The sequence below is a fragment of the Ruegeria sp. THAF33 genome, from assembly GCF_009363615.1.
GTDB lineage: Bacteria > Pseudomonadota > Alphaproteobacteria > Rhodobacterales > Rhodobacteraceae > Ruegeria.
Window position 1 is genome coordinate 1,525,149 of record NZ_CP045384.1, and the last position, 20,633, is coordinate 1,545,781.

The 20,633-nt window shown below is 57.4% G+C and carries 20 protein-coding genes; 7 read left to right on the plus strand and 13 right to left on the minus strand.

All coding sequences use genetic code 11. The features are described 5' to 3' along the window. Genes FIU92_RS07670 through FIU92_RS07705 form a run of 8 tightly spaced genes read right to left on the minus strand, consistent with a single transcriptional unit; the run spans position 1 to position 6,428 of the window. A complete protein-coding gene (locus tag FIU92_RS07670; protein WP_152458009.1) occupies positions 1-567 on the minus strand; it encodes a YIP1 family protein in 567 nt (188 codons plus the stop codon). After that, positions 564-1,049: a YIP1 family protein gene (locus FIU92_RS07675; protein ID WP_152458010.1), complete on the minus strand. Its 486-nt coding sequence runs from the start codon at positions 1,047-1,049 to the stop codon at positions 564-566. Before FIU92_RS07675 ends, FIU92_RS07670 begins: the two co-directional genes overlap by 4 nt. Beyond that, positions 1,049-2,329, minus strand: coding sequence for a SufD family Fe-S cluster assembly protein (locus FIU92_RS07680; protein WP_152458011.1), 1,281 nt, complete (start codon positions 2,327-2,329; stop codon positions 1,049-1,051). Before FIU92_RS07680 ends, FIU92_RS07675 begins: the two co-directional genes overlap by 1 nt. Then, a complete protein-coding gene (gene sufC / locus FIU92_RS07685) occupies positions 2,329-3,084 on the minus strand; it encodes a Fe-S cluster assembly ATPase SufC (RefSeq protein ID WP_152458012.1) in 756 nt (251 codons plus the stop codon). Before sufC ends, FIU92_RS07680 begins: the two co-directional genes overlap by 1 nt. A gap of 49 nt (positions 3,085-3,133) precedes the next feature. Then, positions 3,134-3,337 carry a hypothetical protein gene (locus FIU92_RS07690; RefSeq protein ID WP_152458013.1) on the minus strand — a complete coding sequence of 68 codons (204 nt, stop codon included), beginning with the start codon at positions 3,335-3,337 and terminating at the stop codon, positions 3,134-3,136. Continuing rightward, a complete protein-coding gene (gene sufB, locus FIU92_RS07695) occupies positions 3,337-4,857 on the minus strand; it encodes a Fe-S cluster assembly protein SufB (RefSeq protein ID WP_152458014.1) in 1,521 nt (506 codons plus the stop codon). The genes FIU92_RS07690 and sufB overlap by 1 nt, the downstream gene beginning before the upstream one ends. 18 nt (positions 4,858-4,875) lie before the next feature. Further along, on the minus strand, positions 4,876-5,919 hold the full coding sequence (locus FIU92_RS07700; protein ID WP_152458015.1) for a cysteine desulfurase family protein: 1,044 nt from the start codon (positions 5,917-5,919) through the stop codon (positions 4,876-4,878). Positions 5,920-5,969: 50 nt separating this feature from the next. Next, complete coding sequence (locus FIU92_RS07705) at positions 5,970-6,428, minus strand: Rrf2 family transcriptional regulator (RefSeq protein ID WP_152458016.1); 459 nt, start codon at positions 6,426-6,428, stop codon at positions 5,970-5,972. A 181-nt stretch (positions 6,429-6,609) separates the two neighbouring features. Here FIU92_RS07705 and FIU92_RS07710 point away from each other — a divergent pair, with 181 nt between their 5' ends. The 6 genes from FIU92_RS07710 to FIU92_RS22750 all read left to right on the plus strand — a co-directional run bounded on the left by FIU92_RS07710 (position 6,610) and on the right by FIU92_RS22750 (position 12,238). Continuing rightward, entirely contained in the window at positions 6,610-7,263 is a 654-nt protein-coding gene (locus FIU92_RS07710; RefSeq protein WP_152458017.1) for an alpha/beta hydrolase, read from the plus strand. Then, entirely contained in the window at positions 7,263-7,508 is a 246-nt protein-coding gene (locus FIU92_RS07715) for a hypothetical protein (RefSeq protein ID WP_152458018.1), read from the plus strand. Before FIU92_RS07710 ends, FIU92_RS07715 begins: the two co-directional genes overlap by 1 nt. Further along, positions 7,505-8,668, plus strand: coding sequence for an HD family hydrolase (locus FIU92_RS07720; RefSeq protein ID WP_152458019.1), 1,164 nt, complete (start codon positions 7,505-7,507; stop codon positions 8,666-8,668). The genes FIU92_RS07715 and FIU92_RS07720 overlap by 4 nt, the downstream gene beginning before the upstream one ends. A gap of 379 nt (positions 8,669-9,047) precedes the next feature. Beyond that, positions 9,048-9,383 carry a multidrug efflux SMR transporter gene (locus FIU92_RS07725; RefSeq protein ID WP_152458020.1) on the plus strand — a complete coding sequence of 112 codons (336 nt, stop codon included), beginning with the start codon at positions 9,048-9,050 and terminating at the stop codon, positions 9,381-9,383. Between the two features lie 76 nt (positions 9,384-9,459). Next, complete coding sequence (gene typA / locus FIU92_RS07730) at positions 9,460-11,277, plus strand: translational GTPase TypA (RefSeq protein WP_152458021.1); 1,818 nt, start codon at positions 9,460-9,462, stop codon at positions 11,275-11,277. 298 nt (positions 11,278-11,575) lie between these two features. Continuing rightward, entirely contained in the window at positions 11,576-12,238 is a 663-nt protein-coding gene (locus FIU92_RS22750) for a hypothetical protein (protein WP_172978436.1), read from the plus strand. 74 nt (positions 12,239-12,312) lie between these two features. Here the strand turns inward: FIU92_RS22750 and FIU92_RS07740 are convergent, their stop codons facing one another. From FIU92_RS07740 to recA, 4 genes are all read right to left on the minus strand, one after another. Beyond that, a complete protein-coding gene (locus FIU92_RS07740) occupies positions 12,313-12,936 on the minus strand; it encodes a transglutaminase-like cysteine peptidase (protein WP_254705365.1) in 624 nt (207 codons plus the stop codon). 369 nt (positions 12,937-13,305) lie between these two features. After that, a complete protein-coding gene (locus FIU92_RS07745; RefSeq protein WP_152458023.1) occupies positions 13,306-13,593 on the minus strand; it encodes a DUF1330 domain-containing protein in 288 nt (95 codons plus the stop codon). Position 13,594: 1 nt separating this feature from the next. Next, positions 13,595-16,267: an alanine--tRNA ligase gene (alaS, locus tag FIU92_RS07750; RefSeq protein ID WP_152458024.1), complete on the minus strand. Its 2,673-nt coding sequence runs from the start codon at positions 16,265-16,267 to the stop codon at positions 13,595-13,597. A gap of 174 nt (positions 16,268-16,441) precedes the next feature. Continuing rightward, the gene (gene recA / locus FIU92_RS07755; protein WP_152458025.1) at positions 16,442-17,509 is read right to left on the minus strand and encodes a recombinase RecA; all 1,068 of its coding nucleotides are present in this window, start codon (positions 17,507-17,509) and stop codon (positions 16,442-16,444) included. Positions 17,510-17,701: 192 nt separating this feature from the next. Between recA and FIU92_RS07760 the strand changes: the two genes are divergently transcribed. Further along, the gene (locus FIU92_RS07760; protein ID WP_152458026.1) at positions 17,702-18,295 is read left to right on the plus strand and encodes a sulfotransferase family 2 domain-containing protein; all 594 of its coding nucleotides are present in this window, start codon (positions 17,702-17,704) and stop codon (positions 18,293-18,295) included. 5 nt (positions 18,296-18,300) lie between these two features. Here the strand turns inward: FIU92_RS07760 and FIU92_RS07765 are convergent, their stop codons facing one another. Beyond that, entirely contained in the window at positions 18,301-20,592 is a 2,292-nt protein-coding gene (locus tag FIU92_RS07765) for an ATP-binding protein (protein WP_152458027.1), read from the minus strand. Positions 20,593-20,633 lie beyond the last annotated feature (41 nt).

Here is a 20,633-nt window from a genome sequence, read left to right on the forward strand (position 1 = left end):
CTAGACAGGCGCGGCCGGTGTTAAATACAGGACGAAGGGAACCGCAATCAGGGCTGACAACAGAATTACGGCGAAAGACTTCCAAAGGGATCCGAATTGATGCGCTTCGTTCAGGAAATGAAGCGTGATGTAAAGGCTCAGGATCGCCGTTGCGAACAGCATCATCATCATCAGAAACGGCATCGTCAGGCTTAGAACAAGGGTCATGACCAGGGCGACGATTTGCAGGAACTGCAACCACACCGTCAGGACCATCAGATCTTCAAAGCTTGCTTTGCCGCCTATCGCTTTTCCAACGACGAAGAACGCGAGGATGCTCAGCAGCATTGCTCCGGCGGAACGCAGCAAAACAACGGGGATGCTTTCGGGAGGCGGTGCGATTTGACCTTGCGGCACGGGCACCGACAAATCGATTCCCAACTGCACGAGACAGTTCAAAACCACTGCCAGCGCAAAGGCCAGCCACAACCCTTCCCGCCCCGGTTTCAGGGACAACAGCTGGCGGGCGGCTTGGTCGGGGCTTCTGATCGTCAGAACCGCCAGAGCGCCGAGGGAATTGATAGTCATGCAGCGGACCTTTGTACTTGTCTCAGACCGGATAACCAGAACCAGACAAAAACAGCAACCCAAGCGACACCCACAATTGTCAAAGCGGGCCCGGGCCCGATGAACCCGGCAACCAGACCATTCAGCAAGACCAGGGGGGCAGATGCCAACAACGCCCAGAACAGGGCAAGTCGTGCGCCATAAGCAGTGCCCTGCCCGCCCGTCATCCGCGCCGCCCAATACGAAATCAGCGCCAGCGTGTAGAAAAACAACGGCAGTATGAACAGCGACCCCAGCAAAGCGCCGCCCAAAAGCATGTTCAGCTCGACGCCTTCAAGATGCGCTTTGCGGGCAAGGCTGGGCATTTGCGCGACAAAAGCCACCAAGCAAAACGCCATGACAAACACCAGCGCCCTGTCTTCCCGCTGACCCATTTCAAGAAGCCGGCGCACCACGCGCCCCGGCCCTCGGTATGTGGCCAATATGTCAGACGAGACGGCCATCAGCTACGACGCGCCAGCCACCCTTCCAGACGGCTTACGATCTCTTCCGCCAGGGCGCTGTCTTCGATCTCATCCACCGCTTCGGCAAGAAAGGCCAAAGTCAGCATGTTGGTTGCGTCCTTGACCGGCACGCCACGGGACCGCAGATAGAACAGAGCGGTTTCGTCGATCGCACCCGAGGTCGAGCCGTGCGAACACGCCACGTCATCGGCATAGATCTCAAGCTCGGGCTTGGCGAGGAATTGGCTGTCATCATCCAGAAGCAGCGATTGGCTTATTTGGTAACCGTCGGTCTTTTGGGCGCCTTCCTTCACGAGGATCTTGCCCTGAAACACGCCCGTCGCCCCGTTGCGCAGCACTTTCTTGAACACCTGACGGCTTTCGCAGTTTACCGCATCATGGGTGATAAAAACCGTGTCGTCATGATGGAAGTCGCCATCGCCAACACAGGCTCCGGCCACATGGGCGACCGCGTCATCGCCCGTCAACTCGACGACCTGCTCATTGCGGGTCAGCACGCCATTCACGGTCAAAGTGAAGGATTTATAGACCGATTCCGTGCCCAGACGGGTGAACATATGGGTCGCGGCCCGGCGTTCATGGTCCCTGCCCTGGGCGCGCACATGGTGCAGCGTGCCCTTGTCGGCGATGTCAATCTCCATGCATTTGTTGAAGCGTGACGCAGCCGGACCGGTTTCCAGAATGGTGGCCTCGGCCCCGCTTTCGACGCGAATAACGTGGTGCAGGATCGCATCCGAGGTCGGCGACGCATGACGATAGATCAGGTTGATCGGTTTGGACGGTTTGCCGGTGACATGAATGGCCACACCATCCGACGCAAAAGCCGTGTTCAGCGCCGCCAGCGGGCGCTGGACCGGAGACTGACCGCGCGTCTCAAGCACGCCATACAGGTCTTTCGCCCAATGAATGTCCTTGCAGCAGATATCCTCGAGCCGGTCGATGGTCACGCCTTCCAGCGTCAGGTCGTCCGACTCTTCGGCGCTGAATTCACCGTCCACGAAGACGATGTTCAGCCGGTCGAGTCCGCTGAACATCAACGGCTCATCATCGGCAAACACCGCAGCCGGAGGCGCGTCTGGCGAGACCAGAGTGTCCGGTTGAGTGTATTTCCAATATTCGTCACGCCGTCCGGGCAGACCGGTTTCCAGAACACGGGCCAGCGCGTCTTCGCGCGCGGCGCGGGTGCATCCCGCGTCGGGCATGGTCAAGGCAGACAGCCGGGCCTCGGTCGCGGTTTGTTTGACTTCGGGCAAGGCCATCAGTTCACCTCGGCAAGAATGTCGGCATAACCGTTGTTTTCAACCTCAAGCGCCAGATCTGGGCCTCCGGTTTTGACAATGCGGCCATCGGCCATGATATGCACGACGTCGGGTTTGATGTGATCCAGCAGACGCTGGTAATGGGTGATGACCAGGAACCCGCGACCTTCATCGCGCAGCGCATTCACACCTTCGGCGACCAGCTTCATCGCATCCACATCCAGACCCGAGTCGGTTTCGTCCATGATGCACATCTTGGGTTCCAGCATGGCCATTTGCAGGATCTCATTGCGCTTTTTCTCACCGCCCGAGAAGCCCACATTGACCGGACGCTTGAGCATATCCGCGTCGATCTTCAGCGTCTTTGCCTTGGCACGCACTTCCTTGAGGAAATCCGCGGCGGACAGCTCGTCCTCACCCCGCGCCTTGCGCTGTGCATTCACGGCGGTGCGCAGGAAGGTCATGTTGCCCACGCCCGGAATTTCGACCGGGTATTGGAAGGCCAGAAACACGCCGGCAGCGGCGCGCTCTTCCGGTTCCATCTCCAGCAGATCCTCGCCATCCAGCGTGGCGGACCCCTCGGTCACTTCGTACCCGTCGCGGCCCGACAGCACGTAGCTGAGTGTTGACTTGCCTGACCCGTTCGGCCCCATGATCGCGTGTACCTTGCCGGCTTCAACCGTCAGGTCCACACCCTTTAGGATCTGCTTGTCTTCTTCTTCAAGCTTCACGTGCAGATTCTTGATTTCCAGCATTTTTTATCCTTTTGCGTATCGCAGGGGGCACCGTGGCCCCGAAACCTTCTTATCCCAGCAACTTGCGGATCAGACGCGCGACGATCCAGCCCAGGATCGCCCCTCCGCCAACCGCCCAAACCGGGTTGATGAATTCCATGTGGTTGATGTTGACGTAAGCCATACCCAGCAGACCGCCAAGAACCGGCAACGCGTAACCCAGCCAGGTCAGCACGTCTTCTTTCCGGATGCCGCTTCGTGACGCCCGCGTCATCAGCCAACCGACCCTTCCAGCGAGATTGCCACCAGTTGCTGCGCTTCCATGGCGAACTCCATCGGCAGTGCTTGCAGAACGTCCTTGCAGAACCCGTTGACCACCAAAGCCACGGCCTCTTCTTCATCCATGCCGCGCTGACGGCAATAGAACAGCTGATCGTCATCCACCTTGGATGTCGTCGCCTCATGCTCAACGCGGGACGAGTTGTTCTTGACCTCGATATACGGAACCGTATGCGCGCCGCATTTGTCGCCGATCAGCAAGCTGTCGCACTGGGTATAGTTGCGGCTGTCCTTGGCCTTCGGGTGCATCGAGACCAGACCGCGATAGGTGTTCTGCGCCTTGCCCGCACTGATGCCCTTGGACACGATGCGCGACTTGGTGTTCTTGCCCAGATGAACCATCTTGGTGCCGGTATCGGCCTGCTGATAGTTGTTGGCAATCGCGATCGAATAGAACTCACCCTGACTTTCGTTGCCGCGCAGGATGCAGGACGGGTATTTCCACGTCACGGCCGAGCCGGTTTCGACCTGCGTCCACATCACCTTGGACCGGTCGCCCCGGCAATCGGCGCGCTTGGTCACGAAGTTGTAGATCCCGCCCTTGCCGTTCTCATCGCCCGGGAACCAGTTCTGAACGGTCGAGTATTTCACTTCGGCGTCTTCTTCGACAATGATCTCGACCACGGCCGCGTGCAGCTGCGCGGTGTCGCGCTGGGGCGCGGTGCAGCCTTCCAGATAGGACACGTACGAGCCTTTGTCAGCGATGATCAGAGTGCGCTCGAACTGGCCCGTGTTTTCGGCGTTGATTCGGAAATAGGTGCTCAGCTCCATCGGGCAGCGGACACCGGGCGGAATGTAGACGAAGGACCCATCCGAAAACACCGCCGAGTTCAATGTCGCGTAAAAGTTGTCCGACACCGGAACCACAGTGCCCAGATACTTTTTGACCAGCTCAGGGTGTTCCTTGATCGCTTCGGAAATCGAACAGAAAATCACACCGGCCTTTTTCAGCTCGGCCTGAAAGGTCGTGCCGACGGACACCGAGTCAAACACCGCGTCCACAGCAACCTTGCGACCCTCGGCCGGAGCATCCTCAGCACCTTCGACGCCGGCCAGAATCATCTGTTCTTTCAGAGGGATACCAAGCTTTTCGTAAGTGGCCAGCAGCTTGGGGTCGACATCGTCCAGCGATTTGGGTTTCTCTTCCATCGATTTCGGACGCGCATAGTAATACTGGTCCTGAAAATCGATCTCGGGATACGTGACCATGGCCCATTTCGGTTCTTCCATCTTGGTCCAGCGCTCAAACGCGGCCAGACGCCACTCGGTCATCCATTCTGGTTCTTCATTCTTTTCCGAGATCAGACGAACGATGTCCGGGTTCACACCTTTCGGCGCGTACTCCATTTCGATGTCCGTGTCCCAGCCGTATTTATAGGTTCCGACCTCACGCACCGCATCCACGGTTTCCTGATCGACACCCTCTTTCACCTGGGTCTGGTCCAAAGCGGCCATAACTTACCCTCCGTCAGATCACGCGGCGCGCGCGCGATGCTTTTTCTCTTTCTCAAGCCACGTTTCGGCGAAACGCAGCACATCTTCTTCCGTTGTCCGAGGTCCCAGCGATACGCGGATTGCGCTGCTGGCCGTTTCCTCGTCAAATCCCATGGCGGTAAGCACCGCGCTGGAACGAACCTTGCCGCTGGAACAGGCAGAGCCCGCACTGACCGCAAATCCCGACAGGTCCATTTGCATGACCTGGGTTTCGCCCTTCCACCCGGGCGCAGCAAAACACAGGGTGTTCGGCAGGCGTTGCCGCCCTTTCCCGACAAAAATAGGTGATTTTACAGCGGCCTCAAGAGCGTTTTCTAGAATATTTCTAAATTCTTCAATCTGTTCCCAAACGCCATTGGCCAGATCCCGCATCGCAGCTTCAGCCGCGGCCCCGAACCCCGCGATACCAATGACATTTTCGGTTCCTGACCTGCGGCCCATTTCCTGGCCGCCCCCCTTGATCTGCGCCGCCAGATCGGTTCCGCGTTGCATCACAACGGCACCGACACCTTTTGGACCGCCCAGTTTATGCGCCGAGACCAAGGCCATCTGTGCATTCATCCAGTTGAACGCGACGGGCAGCTTGCCAAAAGCCTGTGTGGCGTCTGTCACGGCCAGGCCGGACGGCAGTGTTTGAACAACCCCCGTCTCTGAGTTTGCCAGTTGCAATGTCGACATTTCAGGCGCGGTTACCTGCACGTCTCCGGCCTCGGAAGCCGTAAGATCCTCTTTGATCCAGGCTCTTACCGCGTCATGTTCAATCGCCGCGCCGTGCAATTGGCGCCCCGACAATGCCAGCGCGGCACCTTCGGTTGACCCAGATGTAAAGACGATATCCGCCCCATCCGCCCCAAAGGCCGATGCAACCTGGGCCCGGGCGCGCTCGATCAGAGCTTTGGCGGCCCGACCTTCCGCATGAACCGACGAGGGATTGCCGCAGATATCCATCGCCGCAATCATCGCGTCCCTCGCTTCGGGGCGCAGCGTCGTTGTTGCATTGTGATCCAGGTAAACACGTCTCATGGATACATCTTTTTGCCGACAGACTTCATTTCATATCCCGCCCGTTAAGATCATTCATCTACAACGGAAAACAGGCTCGGAACGGCCGGGCACGGGGCGAGGTCGTTCTTGATCACATCTGACAAACGGGTTTGATGCAGGAACACATAGACATGCGCGCTGAGACTTTCCCAAAGCCGATTGGTCAATGATTGAGCGCGGCTGCCGGACGAGGCCCCGGACGCTCCGGCCCCTTTTTGCAGCGCATCAACGGTTTCGTCCACGGCCGCCAGAATTTCGACGACACGAATTTCGGATGCCGGGCGTGCCAGTCGATACCCGCCGCCGGGCCCCCGCACGGAAGACACCAAGTCCGCCCGGCGGAGTTTGACGAAGAGCTGCTCGAGATATGGCAACGAAATGTCCTGCCTCTCGGAGATTTCCCCAAGCGTCACCAGTCGTTCCGTCGGCTGGAGCGCAATATCCGCCAGGGCGACCATTGCGTAACGCCCTTTGGTCGACAGCTTCATTCCATGTCCCCTTTCAGCAGGATTTGCGCGAAATCATTGACGCCGACGTTGCCAGTGCGTATCTCCGACTGACAGCGCTGGTATGCGCCAAGCAACATAATTAGAATCGTTCTAAGGTGCCCGACGATTATCGTCAAGTATGTCCGGGCATCGGCACGAAAAAGACAGGACCAAAGCACACATGCCCGAGGTGATTTTTCCCGGACCCGAAGGCCGCCTGGAAGGCCGCTACCACCCGCAAAAGGAAAAAGACGCACCGATCGCCATCGTGCTTCACCCGCACCCTCAGTTCGGCGGGACCATGAACAACAAGGTGGTCTACAATCTGCACTATGCCTTCTACAACATGGGGTTCACCGTGTTGCGTTTTAACTTCCGCGGCGTCGGTCGCAGCCAGGGCGAGTATGATCAGGGCGTGGGCGAGCTGAGCGATGCGGCGTCGGCGCTGGACTACCTGCAATCGATGAACAACAATTCGAAACACTGCTGGGTCGCAGGTTTCTCGTTCGGTGCGTGGATCGGTATGCAATTGCTGATGCGCCGCCCTGAAATCACGGGGTTCATCAGTGTATCGCCCCCTGCAAACATGTATGACTTTTCGTTCCTTGCTCCCTGCCCGTCTTCCGGCCTGATCATCAACGGCACGGCTGACAGGGTGGCGCCACCGGCTGACACGACTTCGCTGGTGAACAAGCTGCACGAGCAGAAAGGAATCACCATCACGCACACCGAAGTGGAAGGTGCAGATCACTTCTTTCAGGATCGTCACATGGACACGCTGATCACCAATGTCAGCGACTATGTGAAACGCCGCCTGACCGAGAACACCCGCTGATGTCCGACACCATCACATCTCTTGCCGCCAAACTGGCCGAAGATACGATGAAGGTTATGGATGAGACAGGCGAAGACAGGTTCTTTGTCGAAGTTGGTGAAGTGCTCGGGGCCGCGTCTCAGTCTCTGGAAGAGGCGTTTCTGACGGAAATTCGTGTTCGGTTGGCTGAACGGAAAGCCAGGCAGTTCGTGATCAAACGCTTGTCTGCGCATCGTGCAAAGCAGAAGGCGATCGAAAAGCAATGACCGACCGTATGTCGGCGCAAATCGCGTTTCTGAAACGGGCCGACGAACTGAAAATGGTCGAGCGGGCAAATGTCCTGCTTGACCGGTCCAGACCCGAAAATTCGGCAGAACACAGCTGGCATCTGGCCTTGTGGGCCCTTGTCATGGCCCCGTTGGCAGGGCCGGATGTCTCGATTGATCGGGTCATACGCATGCTGTTGCTGCATGACCTGGTTGAAATCGTTGTCGGCGACCATCCAATCCACCTTGAGACTGACTGGAACTTGGTTGCCAAAGCTGAGCAAGCTGCAGCAAAAGAACTGTTTGGGCTTTTGCCAAAGGATCAGGCCGATGCGTTTCACGCTGTCTGGCGTGAATTTGAAGAGGATCAGACCGCCGACGCCCGGTTTGCAAAGGTTCTGGATCGTTGTCAGCCACTGTTTCAGGTTCTGTGTGCCCCGAACCCCGATCCGGATCACGTGGGCATAGCGCGTTCAAACCTCGAAGGCGGTCGCGCCGCCTATCTGGAAAAGGTTTTTCCACTGGCCTACGAGCACGCCGCCAACCTGCTGGCTGGCGCAGATACGCAGGCCAACGCGTTTACGACACGGCTGGCGTTTCTGACCGAAGCTGACCAGCTGAAGTCCGTTCTCCGCGCTTCACGGCTGATGGCGGGTGATCGTTTCGAAAACTCGGCAGAACACTCGTGGCACATCATGCTCTACGCTTGGGTCCTGGCTGAAAATGCGCCCACAGGAATCAGTGTTGATCGGGTCCTTCAAATGCTGTTGCTGCACGATATCGTTGAAATCGACGCTGGCGACAATCCGATCCACGGGCAGGTCGATCACGCAGCGCAAGCAGCCAAGGAACAAGCGGCGGCCAAGCGCTTGTTCGGGTTGCTGCCCGACACGCAATGCAACACCTTCACGACATTGTGGCACGAGTTTGAAGCGGCAGACAGCCCCGACGCCAGGTTCGCCAAAGCTGTTGATCGTTTTCAGACACCTATCGCGAATTTGGAAACCGGTGGCGGATCGTGGGTCGATTACAAGGTAACATATGCCCAGCTTGAGGCGCGCGTTCAGCCTGCGATTGCAGCAGGTTCTCCTGGCCTGTGGGATTGGCTGCAACCGCAACTGGCAGCACACTTCCAAAGCGTCGAGGCTGTACACCACTAGGCAGAAAAGAAAAAAGGAGCCCGACGGCTCCTTTTTCCCTGCTAAGCTCTACGTGGCGCTTAAAAAACACTACTACCATCAAACTGTTGAACCATGTTGGCTGCTTCAACTTCGACGGACCCCCCGTCAGCAAGCCACCCAATCGCCACTATCAGACCCGCAGCAAATATTACGGATTTCGAAAATGTCGTCATAACTCAAAACTCAATAACAAATCATAAAATACGTTGAGAAGACTACACCAATTCGATTCTCTGAATAGTCAGGTATACCTGACCTCAGACGGTATTCTCATATCCTCAGACCCAAAAAATCGCCTTGCCCACCCCTTCGGTTTCATGCTCAACGCGAGGGTATCTTTCCTGTTTCGAGGATCAAAATGCCCCAAGCGTATCTGTATCTAATGCTGGCTGTTGTTGCGGAAACCATTGGCACCACGGCCTTGCAGGCCAGTCAACAATTCACCCGGTTCTGGCCGTCCGTCCTTGTGGTCGTGGGGTACGGACTCGCATTTTACCTCATGGCGCTGACGCTGAAATACATGCCTGTCGGTATCGTTTATGCGATCTGGTCCGGTCTGGGCATCTTTCTGATCGCCGTGATCGGATTCATCGTGTTCGGCCAAAGGCTGGATTGGCCTGCGATCCTGGGGTTGACGTTGATCTTGTCCGGAATCCTGATCATTCACCTCTTTTCCAAGACTGCCGGTCACTGATCATCGGTTAGGGCTGGTATATTTTGTCGCGCCGCGCTATGCGCGCGGCAACTTCCCGTTCAAAGGCTGACCTCTCATGGACCTGCGCAACATCGCAATCATCGCTCACGTGGACCACGGCAAGACGACCCTGGTGGATGAGCTGCTCAAACAATCCGGCGCGTTCCGGGAAAACCAGGCCGTGGCGGAACGCGCCATGGACAGCAACGATCTGGAGCGCGAGCGTGGCATCACCATTCTGGCCAAGGCAACTTCGGTCGAATGGAAAGACACACGCATCAACATCGTCGACACCCCCGGCCACGCCGATTTCGGTGGTGAGGTAGAGCGTATCCTCAGCATGGTCGATGGCGTTGTCCTGCTGGTTGACGCCGCCGAAGGCCCGATGCCGCAGACCAAATTCGTGACGTCGAAAGCGTTGGCGCTGGGCCTGCGCCCGATCGTGGTTCTAAACAAGGTCGACAAACCGGATGCGGAACCTGATCGCGCACTGGACGAATGCTTTGACCTGTTCGCAAACCTCGGTGCCGATGATGATCAGTTGGACTTCCCGGCCATGTATGCCTCAGGCCGTTCCGGCTGGGCGGATATGGAGCTGGACGGCCCGCGCAAGGACCTGAGCGCACTGTTTGATCTGATCGTCGATCACGTTCCTGCCCCGAAACAGATCGCGCATAAGGGCGAGCCGTTCCGGATGCTGGCCACCACTTTGGGCAGCGATCCATTCATCGGCCGCATTCTGACGGGTCGTGTGGAAAGCGGCACATTGAAAGCTGGCGACAGCCTGAAAGCCCTGAGCCGTGACGGATCGTTGATCGAAAACTTTCGCGCCTCAAAAATATTGGCATTCCGCGGGCTGGCTCAGCAACCTATCGATGTGGCCGAAGCCGGTGACATCGTCACCATCGCCGGCATGAGCAAAGCCACCGTGGCGGATTCTCTGGTTGCTCCGCAGGTCGAAGAAGCCCTGCCTGCACAGCCCATCGACCCGCCGACGATTACCGTAACTTTTGGCATCAATGATTCTCCGTTGGCCGGTCGTGACGGCAAGAAAGTTCAGTCGCGCGTCATCCGTGATCGCCTGATGAAAGAAGCCGAATCCAATGTCGCGATTCGCGTCACCGACACACCCGGCGGCGAGGCTTTCGAGGTCGCGGGCCGCGGCGAGTTGCAGATGGGTGTTCTGATCGAGAACATGCGCCGTGAAGGGTTCGAACTCAGCATCTCGCGCCCTCAGGTTCTGTTCCGTGAAGAAAACGGCCAGCGGCTGGAACCGATCGAGGAAGTCACCATTGACGTTGACGATGAATACTCGGGCGCCGTGATCGAAAAGATCACCGGGGCCCGCAAAGGTGAGTTGGTCGAGATGCGCCCCGCAGGTGCCGGCAAGACCCGCATCATTGCCCATGTACCGTCCCGTGGCCTGATCGGCTATCACGGCGAATTCCTGACCGACACCCGCGGCACAGGCGTTCTGAACCGCGTGTTCCATGGCTGGGCGCCGCACAAAGGCCCGATCCCGGGCCGCCGAGCGGGTGTTCTGATCTCGATGGAGAATGGCCAAGCCGTGGCCTATGCCCTGTGGAACCTGGAAGAGCGTGGCCGGATGTTTGTCGGTCCTCAAACGGATGTCTATCAAGGCATGGTGATTGGCGAGCATTCTCGTGACAATGATCTGGAAGTGAACCCGCTGAAAGGCAAGAAGCTGACAAACGTACGCGCCAGTGGCTCGGACGATGCGGTTCGTCTAACGCCGCATATTCAGTTCTCGTTGGAAGAGGCAATTGCCTATATTGACGACGATGAACTGGTCGAAGTCACCCCGAATGCGGTGCGCTTGCGCAAGCGTTATCTTGACCCGCACGAGCGCAAGCGGATGGCCAAGTCGGCCTGATTTACCCGGCGGACCGCTGCCGCAATCGGAAACAATTGCCCAAGTGTGGCAATTTTGCGTCCAAACGGACAAAAGATAAAAAACGGACAACCGGGCACTACGCCCGGTTTTTAATTGAAAAGAGAAGCTTTTCTTCTTTGGGTTGCACTAATTCTCTATCACTCACCCAATCCACATATTGTGATTGAGACCCGTTTAAGGTGAAAATGTGCCAGTTGTGTGACGTCGTTCATAAACACACTCGCTTCGGTGGTTCATATGAACACGTAGTAAAGTATCGAGTTTCGAGGAGTTCCAAATGGGTATCCGGTCCCGCAATATCCCGCTGTATTTTGTTGCTACGACGTTTTTGTTTTCGCCCGCGGGCGAAGCCTTCGCAGCCGGAACATGTACCGTTCAAACAGCCAGACAATCCGCAGCATCCGCACAGGTGTTATGTGAGTGTGACGCTGTGACATCGGGTATGATCCGATACATTCAACGCCGGCACGATTTCGATCAAATTCTGGCGCGTGTAGGTGCTGAATGTGCGCCACTTGCAGACTTGCTTTCAGATTTGCCGACGGCGTCGATCGGCCCAAGCGATCAGCGGTCAGGAGATGGTCCGTCCGATGAGACTGTCGATAGTAGCCCGGATTTCGGAGGAGGCGGCGGTTCAAGCGGCGGATCTGGCGGCACAAGCGGTGAAAACGGCGGCACCGGCGGCGGTGGCACTAGCCGAGGGGGCGAAGGCAGCGGCTCTGGCGGCGGTGAAAACGAAGGTGGCGGAGAAAACGAAGGCGGCGGCGAAAACGAAGGTGGCGGCGAAAACGAAGGTGGCGGTGAAAACGAAGGCGGCGGCGAAAACGAAGGCGGCGGCGAAAACGAAGGTGGCGGTGAAAACGAAGGCGGCGGTGAAAACGAAGGCGGCGGTGAAAACGAAGGCGGCGGTGAAAACGAAGGCGGCGGCGAAACGTTCTAATTCGGAAGCAAAAATACCGGTGCAAGATACGATTGCACCGGTATTCAGTTTCTCAAAAAGACTTTCAGGTTTCCTCAGCTATGGCCGTACACACCAACCCAACGTCCGGGGCGGTTAGGGTCTTGCATACGAAGAAACAGATACCGCGTTGCTGTCCAGGGCTTGATACGGTTTGTGAGGTTGTCCAAAACCAAATCACCGTTTGAAGAGCGGTACACCAGCACCGCGTGAGGCACCCGACGCGTGTCCAGAACCGTAGCGATCAACAGTTTACTTGGATCGACGCCTGCATGGATCAAATCCCTTTTCTTCAACAGCGCGAAGTCTTCGCAATCGCCACCCCTGGCTGTCGGAAGCGCCCAACGTTCAGTCATCTTGTACTGAGATTGATCAGTGACTTCTCGTGTCGATCTGTTCACGCGCCGATTTACCTGTTCGACAACCTTCAGTTCTTGCTGGCTGGACATGGATACGGATCGTTTTCCTGCGCAGGCCCATTTGTACTGAGCACACAGGTTGATGGCTCCTGACGGTGGCGGCGAGGACGCGACACTTGGGATAAACCCGTTCCCGGACGCATGTGCGACAGGGGCCATGGCGATGGTGCAAACGCCCAAAAAACTAATGCTGAAAGCCCGCACTGAAACCGGCAGAAGTCTTGCACCAAACCGCTTGGCCAGATTTGTGAAGTGTTTCATGCCTGTACCCCAATCCGATGTTCTTCGCACGATTGCACGTCAAACAGGGTCGCATTCCGATTCGTGAAACTATCCGCGAACAACCCCGCCCAGGCAATCACCTAAAATGTTGAAGGGGAAAAAGGGCGGAAATTCGTCCGTCAATCTGACCTTTTTGCGCAAGAATTTGGGTGAAGCAGCCACAATTCAGGCGCTAAACGCGCAAATCCGCGACGGCGTGGCCTGACAAGTAATTGAAATAATGAAAAAATAAACTCAGCCCATATTTGCGAGCTGAGTTTCCAAGGTCGATCGTGGCATAAGCCAATGATTGCCTATTGGCTGCCCGTTTACCGGGCAAACCGCGCTACACTTCGTGAACGCAGACGTTCACTCCGTGATTTCAACCACAACCAATTCACGTTCACTGGCGTCGCGCGCATGACTCAATGCTTCTTGATAGTCATCCGAGTTGTAGCATTCCACAGCCGCTTCAAGCGACGGGAAACGGGCAACAACGTTGCGTGGCCGTTCCTTGCCTTCCAACTGAACGTAACGCGCCGCACGGGCGATGAAAGTGCCCCCGTGCTTGGCAATGGCCGGCCCGGCCAATTCGGCATATTTTCCATACGCCTCGGCATCGGTCACCGTCACATGTGCAATCCAGAGTGCGGCCATCTTACCCTCCCAAAACCTGTTCTGCGGCCTTGATCGCCGAATCCGCGTTTGACGCATCCCGTCCACCGCCCTGGGCCATATCCGGGCGGCCGCCGCCGCCCTTGCCGCCCAATTCCACCACGGCGGCCTTGACCAGATCGACCGCCGAAACGGTTCCTGTCAGGTCTTCGGTGACGCCAGCCGCAACCGCGGCCTTGCCGCCCGTATCCGCGATGAGCAACACCGCCCCCGATCCAAGACGCGCCTTGTGTTCGTCGATCAATGCCGGAAGATCCTTGCCGGACACCCCGCTGAGGGCCTGCGCTATGAACTTCACGCCGTTCACATCACGCGCTTCGGCACCACCGCCCTGCCCGTTCCCGCCGGCCATCGCCAGATCTCGACGCAGTTGCGCCACTTCGTTCTGCAATGACTTGCGTTCCTCCAGCAGGCTTTTCACGCGGGCCACCACATCATCCGGCTGCGCCTTTAGCTCCGACGCCACCTGCGCAAGGCGATGATCCTGTGCCGAAAGGTAACGGAACGCTTCATCCCCGGTCAGTGCCTCGATGCGGCGCACGCCGGCACTGCTTGCGCTGTCGCCCAGGATGACAAAGGTGCCGATGTCACCCGTCTGACGCACATGGGTGCCGCCGCACAGTTCGATCGACCAGGTTTCGCCATCATGGCCCTTGCCCGTAGGTGCCTTGCCCATCGAAACAACACGCACCTCGTCACCGTATTTCTCGCCGAACAATGCCTGCGCGCCCAGTTTGCGTGCGTTATCCGGTGTCATGATCCGTGTCTCGACAGCCGAGTTCTGGCGGATGAAACCGTTCACCTCACGTTCGATCTTCTGGATTTCCTCCAGGCTCAGCGCTTTGGAATGGCTGAAGTCGAACCGCAGACGATCCGCCGCATTCAGCGAGCCGCGCTGCGCCACATGGTCGCCCAGCGTTTCCCGCAGCGCTTCATGCAGCAAGTGCGTGGCCGAATGGTTGGCCCGGATTGCCGTGCGGCGCGCATGATCGACTTCCAGCTCGACAGAATCGCCTTTTGACACGGCACCGCTGAAGACCGTCACCTTATGTGCATAGACCTTCCCATCGGCGAATTTTCTGGTGTCCTCCACCCGGCTGAGGTGATCGCGATCTTCAAGACGCCGCAACTCGCCGGTGTCGCCCACCTGACCACCAGCTTCGCCATAGAACGGCGTCTGGTTCACCACGACCCAGCCGCTGTCGCCCGCTTCGATCTTTTCAACCAAAGCACCGTCGACAACCAATGCCGCAACCTGAGCTTCGGCTTTCTCGGTGTCATAGCCAAGGAAGTCGGTCGCCCCGGCGCTGTCCAGAACATCGAACCATACCGCCTGATCCGCGGCTTCACCTGACCCGGCCCAGGCAGCCCGCGCCTTGGCCTTTTGTTCGGCCATCGCTGTTTCAAAGCCTTCGGTGTCAACTGTCCGGCCTTTTTCACGCAGCGCATCCTGTGTCAGATCCAGTGGGAAACCGTAGGTGTCATACAGTTTGAATGCCGCTTCACCGGACAAAGGCGCCCCCTCGGAAAGGCCGGACACCTCATCGTCCAGCAGCCTCAACCCCCGGTCCAGCGTCTGCTTGAAACGCGTTTCTTCAAGCAACAAGGTCTCTTCGATCAATGGCTGTGCCTGGGTCAACTCGGCATAGTGACCGCCCATCTGTTGTACCAATGACGGGACGAGCCGGTGCATGACCGGATCCTTGGCACCCAACAGATGCGCATGACGCATGGCACGACGCATGATGCGGCGAAGAACATAGCCGCGGCCATCATTGCTGGGCATCACGCCATCAGCAATCAGGAACGAAGTCGAACGCAGGTGGTCCGCGATCACGCGGTGGTGCACGTTCTGATCCCCGTAAGGATCCACGCCAGTTGCATCGGCCGATGCCTCGATCAGTGCCTTGAACAGATCGGTGTCATAATTGTCATGGCTGCCCTGCAACAATGCACCGATCCGCTCGAGCCCCATGCCCGTATCAATCGACTGCATGTCGAGCTCGACCATCGAGCCGTCTTCGAACTGCTCGTTTTGCATGAAGACGACGTTCCAGATTTCAATGAACCGATCGCCGTCCTCTTCGGCAGAGCCCGGAGGACCACCCCAGATGTGGTCTCCGTGGTCGTAGAAGATCTCGGTACACGGGCCGCAGGGGCCGGTCGGGCCCATCTGCCAGAAATTGTCGCTGGTGGCGATGCGGATGATCCGGTCTTCGGGTACACCGACCTTTTTCCAGATTTCAAACGCTTCGTCATCGGTATGATAGACCGTTGTCAGCAGGCGGTTCTTGTCGATCCCAAATTCCTTGGTGATCAGCTCCCACGCGAATGGGATCGCTTCGTGTTTGAAGTAATCACCAAACGAGAAGTTCCCCAACATCTCGAAGAATGTATGGTGGCGCGCCGTGTAACCCACATTGTCGAGATCGTTGTGCTTGCCGCCGGCACGCACGCATTTCTGCGCCGTGGTGGCGCGCTTGTAGTCACGTGTTTCCAATCCGGTGAACAGGTTCTTGAACTGCACCATGCCCGAATTGACGAACATCAGCGTCGGGTCGTTGCGCGGCACCAGCGGGCTGGACGCCACGACCTCATGCCCCTGTTTTTCAAAGTAGTTCAGAAAGGTCGATCGGATGTCGTTCAGGGTTGGCATAGGGCTCTCTCGGCGCACAAAAAATTGGTCCCCGCAGGTTTATCCCCCTGTCAAACGAGTGTCCACAGCAGAGGCGCGTCCGAACGAAACAAGGCGGCCCGGGGACCGCCTTGTTCATGGTATTTTCAACATAACATGTTGGGTCGGGAACGTACCGAGCCCCGTCAGCGATCGTCAGGCTTCAAGGATGTCATCATCCTCGGCTGCGCCCGGAGGCATGTCGAAATCCAGCCCGTGAGCCGCCCGAATCTTGTCTTCGATCTCAAAGGCAATACGGCTGTTGTCGCGCAGATATTGTTTGGCATTCTCACGCCCCTGCCCGATCCGTTCGTCGCCATAGCTGAACCATGACCCTGACTTTTCGACCACACCGGCTTTGACACCCAGATCCAGCAGCTCGCCCATCTTGCTGATGCCTTCGCCGTACATGATGTCGAATTCTACCTGCTTGAAGGGGGGTGCAACCTTGTTCTTGACGACCTTGACGCGCGTCTGGTTGCCGACAACTTCGTCCCGGTCCTTGATCGCGCCGATGCGGCGGATATCCAGACGGACCGAGCTGTAGAATTTCAGTGCATTGCCGCCGGTGGTGGTTTCGGGGCTGCCGAACATCACGCCGATTTTCATCCTGATCTGGTTGATGAAGATCACCATACAGTTCGAACGGCTGATCGAGCCCGTCAGTTTCCGCATCGCCTGGCTCATCAGTCGGGCCTGAACGCCGACATTGCTATCACCCATGTCGCCTTCCAGTTCGGATTTCGGCGTCAGCGCCGCAACCGAATCGACCACGACCATGTTGACCGCGCCCGAGCGCACCAGCGTATCGGTGATCTCCAGCGCCTGCTCTCCGGTATCGGGCTGCGAGATCAGAAGCTCATCCAGATCAACGCCCAGCTTTCGCGCATATTGCGGGTCCAGCGCGTGCTCGGCGTCAACAAAGGCGCAGACGCCGCCGCGTTTCTGCTGTTCTGCAATGCAATGCAGCGTCAGCGTCGTCTTCCCCGAGCTTTCGGGGCCGTAAATCTCAACAATGCGCCCCATGGGCAGACCGCCGATTCCCAACGCAATATCCAGCCCGAGCGAGCCTGTCGAACTTGCGTCGATGTCCTGTTTGGCGCCTTCGCCAAGCTTCATGATGGAGCCTTTGCCGAACTGCCGTTCGATCTGGGCCAGCGCGCTGTCGAGCGCCTTTTGCTTGTCTGCGTTTTTCTTGTCGCTCATTGTCAGAAGATCCGCCATTGTCCTGTCGCCTTCCCTTTTGTCACACCCTTGATCGGGCGGCAATCGCTGCTTTGTTCGCCTCTTGTTCCTTATGGGACCAAAAGAAGAACATTTCAATAAAAACTTACGGGATTTAGTCTTCAGCAATTGTATTAAGAAGTCCTTTACGACAATCTGCGCGCATAGCCGGATGACAATTGGAGCAATTAAATGCTTGTTTTCTATGAGGAACGCCTTGCCTTCCTTGCCGTTCCGAAAACCGGCAGCACGGCTTATCACATGGCGTTGCGGGATCGCGCTGATATCGTTGTCACTCATCCGCCCGAGCTCAAACATGCTCCGGTGCGCAGGTATGATCGGTTTTTCCAGAACGTTTTTCGGAAGATGTACGATACCGAGATGGAGATCCTGGCAATTGTTCGCGAACCCGTTGACTGGCTGGGCAGCTGGTATCGATTTCGCAGCCGCGCCGATCTGGTCGGCCACGTACATTCGACCCGAGACATGAGTTTCGACACGTTTGTGCAGGCCTATATGACAAACCCGCGCCCGGATTTTGCCGATGTTGGCAGCCAAAGCCAGTTTTTCCGTACCCGCAGCAATGGTCGCGGCGCCACGCATATCTTCAAATACGAAAACCAGGGCAAAATTCTCGACTTCCTGGAAGCGCGACTGAATATGCAGATCGACCTGCCGCAAGAGAATGTATCACCACCGGGTGATCTGACGCTGACGCCCGAGACACGGCAGAAATTTTGCAAAAGACACGCAGAGGAATTCGCGCTCCACGATGCAGCCTTGTAGGGTGCTCAGTTCAGTTGTTGGAAAACCGCCTCGGTCAACTGGGTGAGTGAAAACGGCTTGGGCAGGAAGGTCGAATTGGCGATTTCGGGCTCTGAATCGCCAAAGGCACCTTCCGTGTAACCCGATACGAAGACCACGCGGGCGTCCGGGCGTGTTTCCCGAGCTTTGCGCACCCACGTCGGCCCATCCATGCCGGGCATGACCACATCCGTTACGAATACGTCCACGTTCAAAGACGGATCCTCCAGAAGCCGCAGGGCTTCCTCGGCCGAATCCGCTTCCAGCACGGTATAGCCCTTGAGCCGCAGGGCCCGGGTTGCAAAGGCGCGGACCGGCGCTTCGTCTTCAACCAAAAGCACGACGCCCTCTCCTTGCCGGGCGCTTTGGGCTTCGGGCTGGGCCGGAGTGTCCTGTTCAGCCTCTGCCACCGTGGCGCAAACCGGTAGAAAGACGGTGAATTCGGTGCCTCGACCCACCGTACTGTCGACAAAGATGAAACCGCCCGTCTGCTTGACGATACCATACGCTGTTGAAAGCCCAAGCCCTGTCCCCTCGCCCGTACGCTTTGTCGTATAGAACGGCTCGAAGACCTTTTGCAGTTTGTCGGCAGGTATTCCCACGCCGCTGTCCATGACCCTGACCGTAACGTATTCGCCGGGCTGGACGGTCGCCCTGTCCCTGCTGAGCGGTTGCGACAGGTTCAATACCTCGGTCTCGATGCGGATCTCGCCCCCGTCTGGCATGGCATCGCGCGCGTTGACGACCAGATTCATCAACACCTGTTCCAACTGCCGTTTGTCCGCGCGAACCGGCTTTAACACCGGATCATGGCTGAGGGTCAGCAGAACTTTCTCGCCCACCAACCGGTTCAACAAGTGAATGAGGTCCGAGATCGTGTCGCGCAAATCCAGAACTTCGGGCCTGAGAGTCTGTTTGCGCGAGAATGCCAGAAGCTGGCTGACCAGCGCAGCTGCCCGGTTGGCGTTCTGATTGATCTGAACCAGATCCCCATAATCCGGGTCATTCTGATCGTGACGCAACAACAGCAGATCGCAGTGCCCGGAAATGGCCGTCAGCAGGTTGTTGAAATCATGTGCGACCCCGCCGGCCAATTGACCCACAGCCTGCATTTTCTGCCCTTGGACGAATTGAGCCTCCAAAGTCTTCAACTCGGTCGCGTCATTCAGAACCGCGATCAGACAGATCTTGCCATCGACAACGACACGGCTCAGCGTGACCTGAACGAAGACTTCCTTGTCTTTTCGGGTCAACTGAAGAAACTCGGATCGTTGCGCGTCTTCTTGCGCGGCCGTCCGCGCCAGCCAATCCAGAATGGGGTGCCCCATACCCCGCATGATGTCGGCTATGTTCGCGCCTTCCAGGTTTTCATTTCCCAGCAGCTTATTCGCCAGCCTGTTGGCATTCAGAATGGCCCCCGCCGGAGACAGGGTGAGGACCGGAACTGGAAGATCTGCAAAAGACGTGCTGGCCCCGGGCGCCGGAGTTTCAATGAGCGGCACCAAACCAAGGCTTCGTTCCTTGCTGGATCGGGAAAGTTCCGTCACAGCGACCGAAATCATTCCGTCCTGTGACTTGATGATGTTTGAGGCTCCGATCCGGGGGTCAGCATCACCGAAGATGTCGCGAACCCGACCAGAACGCGGCCCAAGCAACTTTTTCGCCGCCGGATTCGGGCGCACCACGTCATCCGCGCATCCGATGGTCAGAACCGGCAGGTTGAGAGACTGCCAGCTTTCCTGTTCTGACTGTTGAAACCGCCAGCAAAAAATGTCGGGAGCCAATAGAAACACGGTTACACTGCTTGTGTTTCCCCTGATCACACAGTCTTCCCGGGCCCGACCGAATGATCGGGCCTGAGATTGCAACCTCAACAAAACCACCTGAGGGGTCGAGAACGTCGAACTGAGGCAGTTTTCAAGGCTGGCTCCTTTCGCCGCGCCGAACTGTTCCCGCGCTGGTGCGTTGGACGCCAGAATGTCGCCATAGGCATTTGCGATCAGGAAAGGTGACTCTTCCTGTTCTGCAAACGCGGCCATGACAGCAGTGGTTTGCTGCGCATGTCTGGCGTCGACCTGGCCTTTGATCACGACGCATAGTGCCACGATCAAAAGCGAAGTTCCCGCGACCATCATGCCCATGGTCCAATCCGGTGGCAGCAACCCGACCATGGGGGCAATGCTGATCAACAATGCCACCGCCACCAACGACCATAGACGAGATGCCGAAGGCGTGTGGACAAGAGATGGGTCGCTGAAAAATTCTGCTGTGTCAGACATAAACGGCTCGGGCGCAAAGTTATCGGCTATAACGGCCAAAA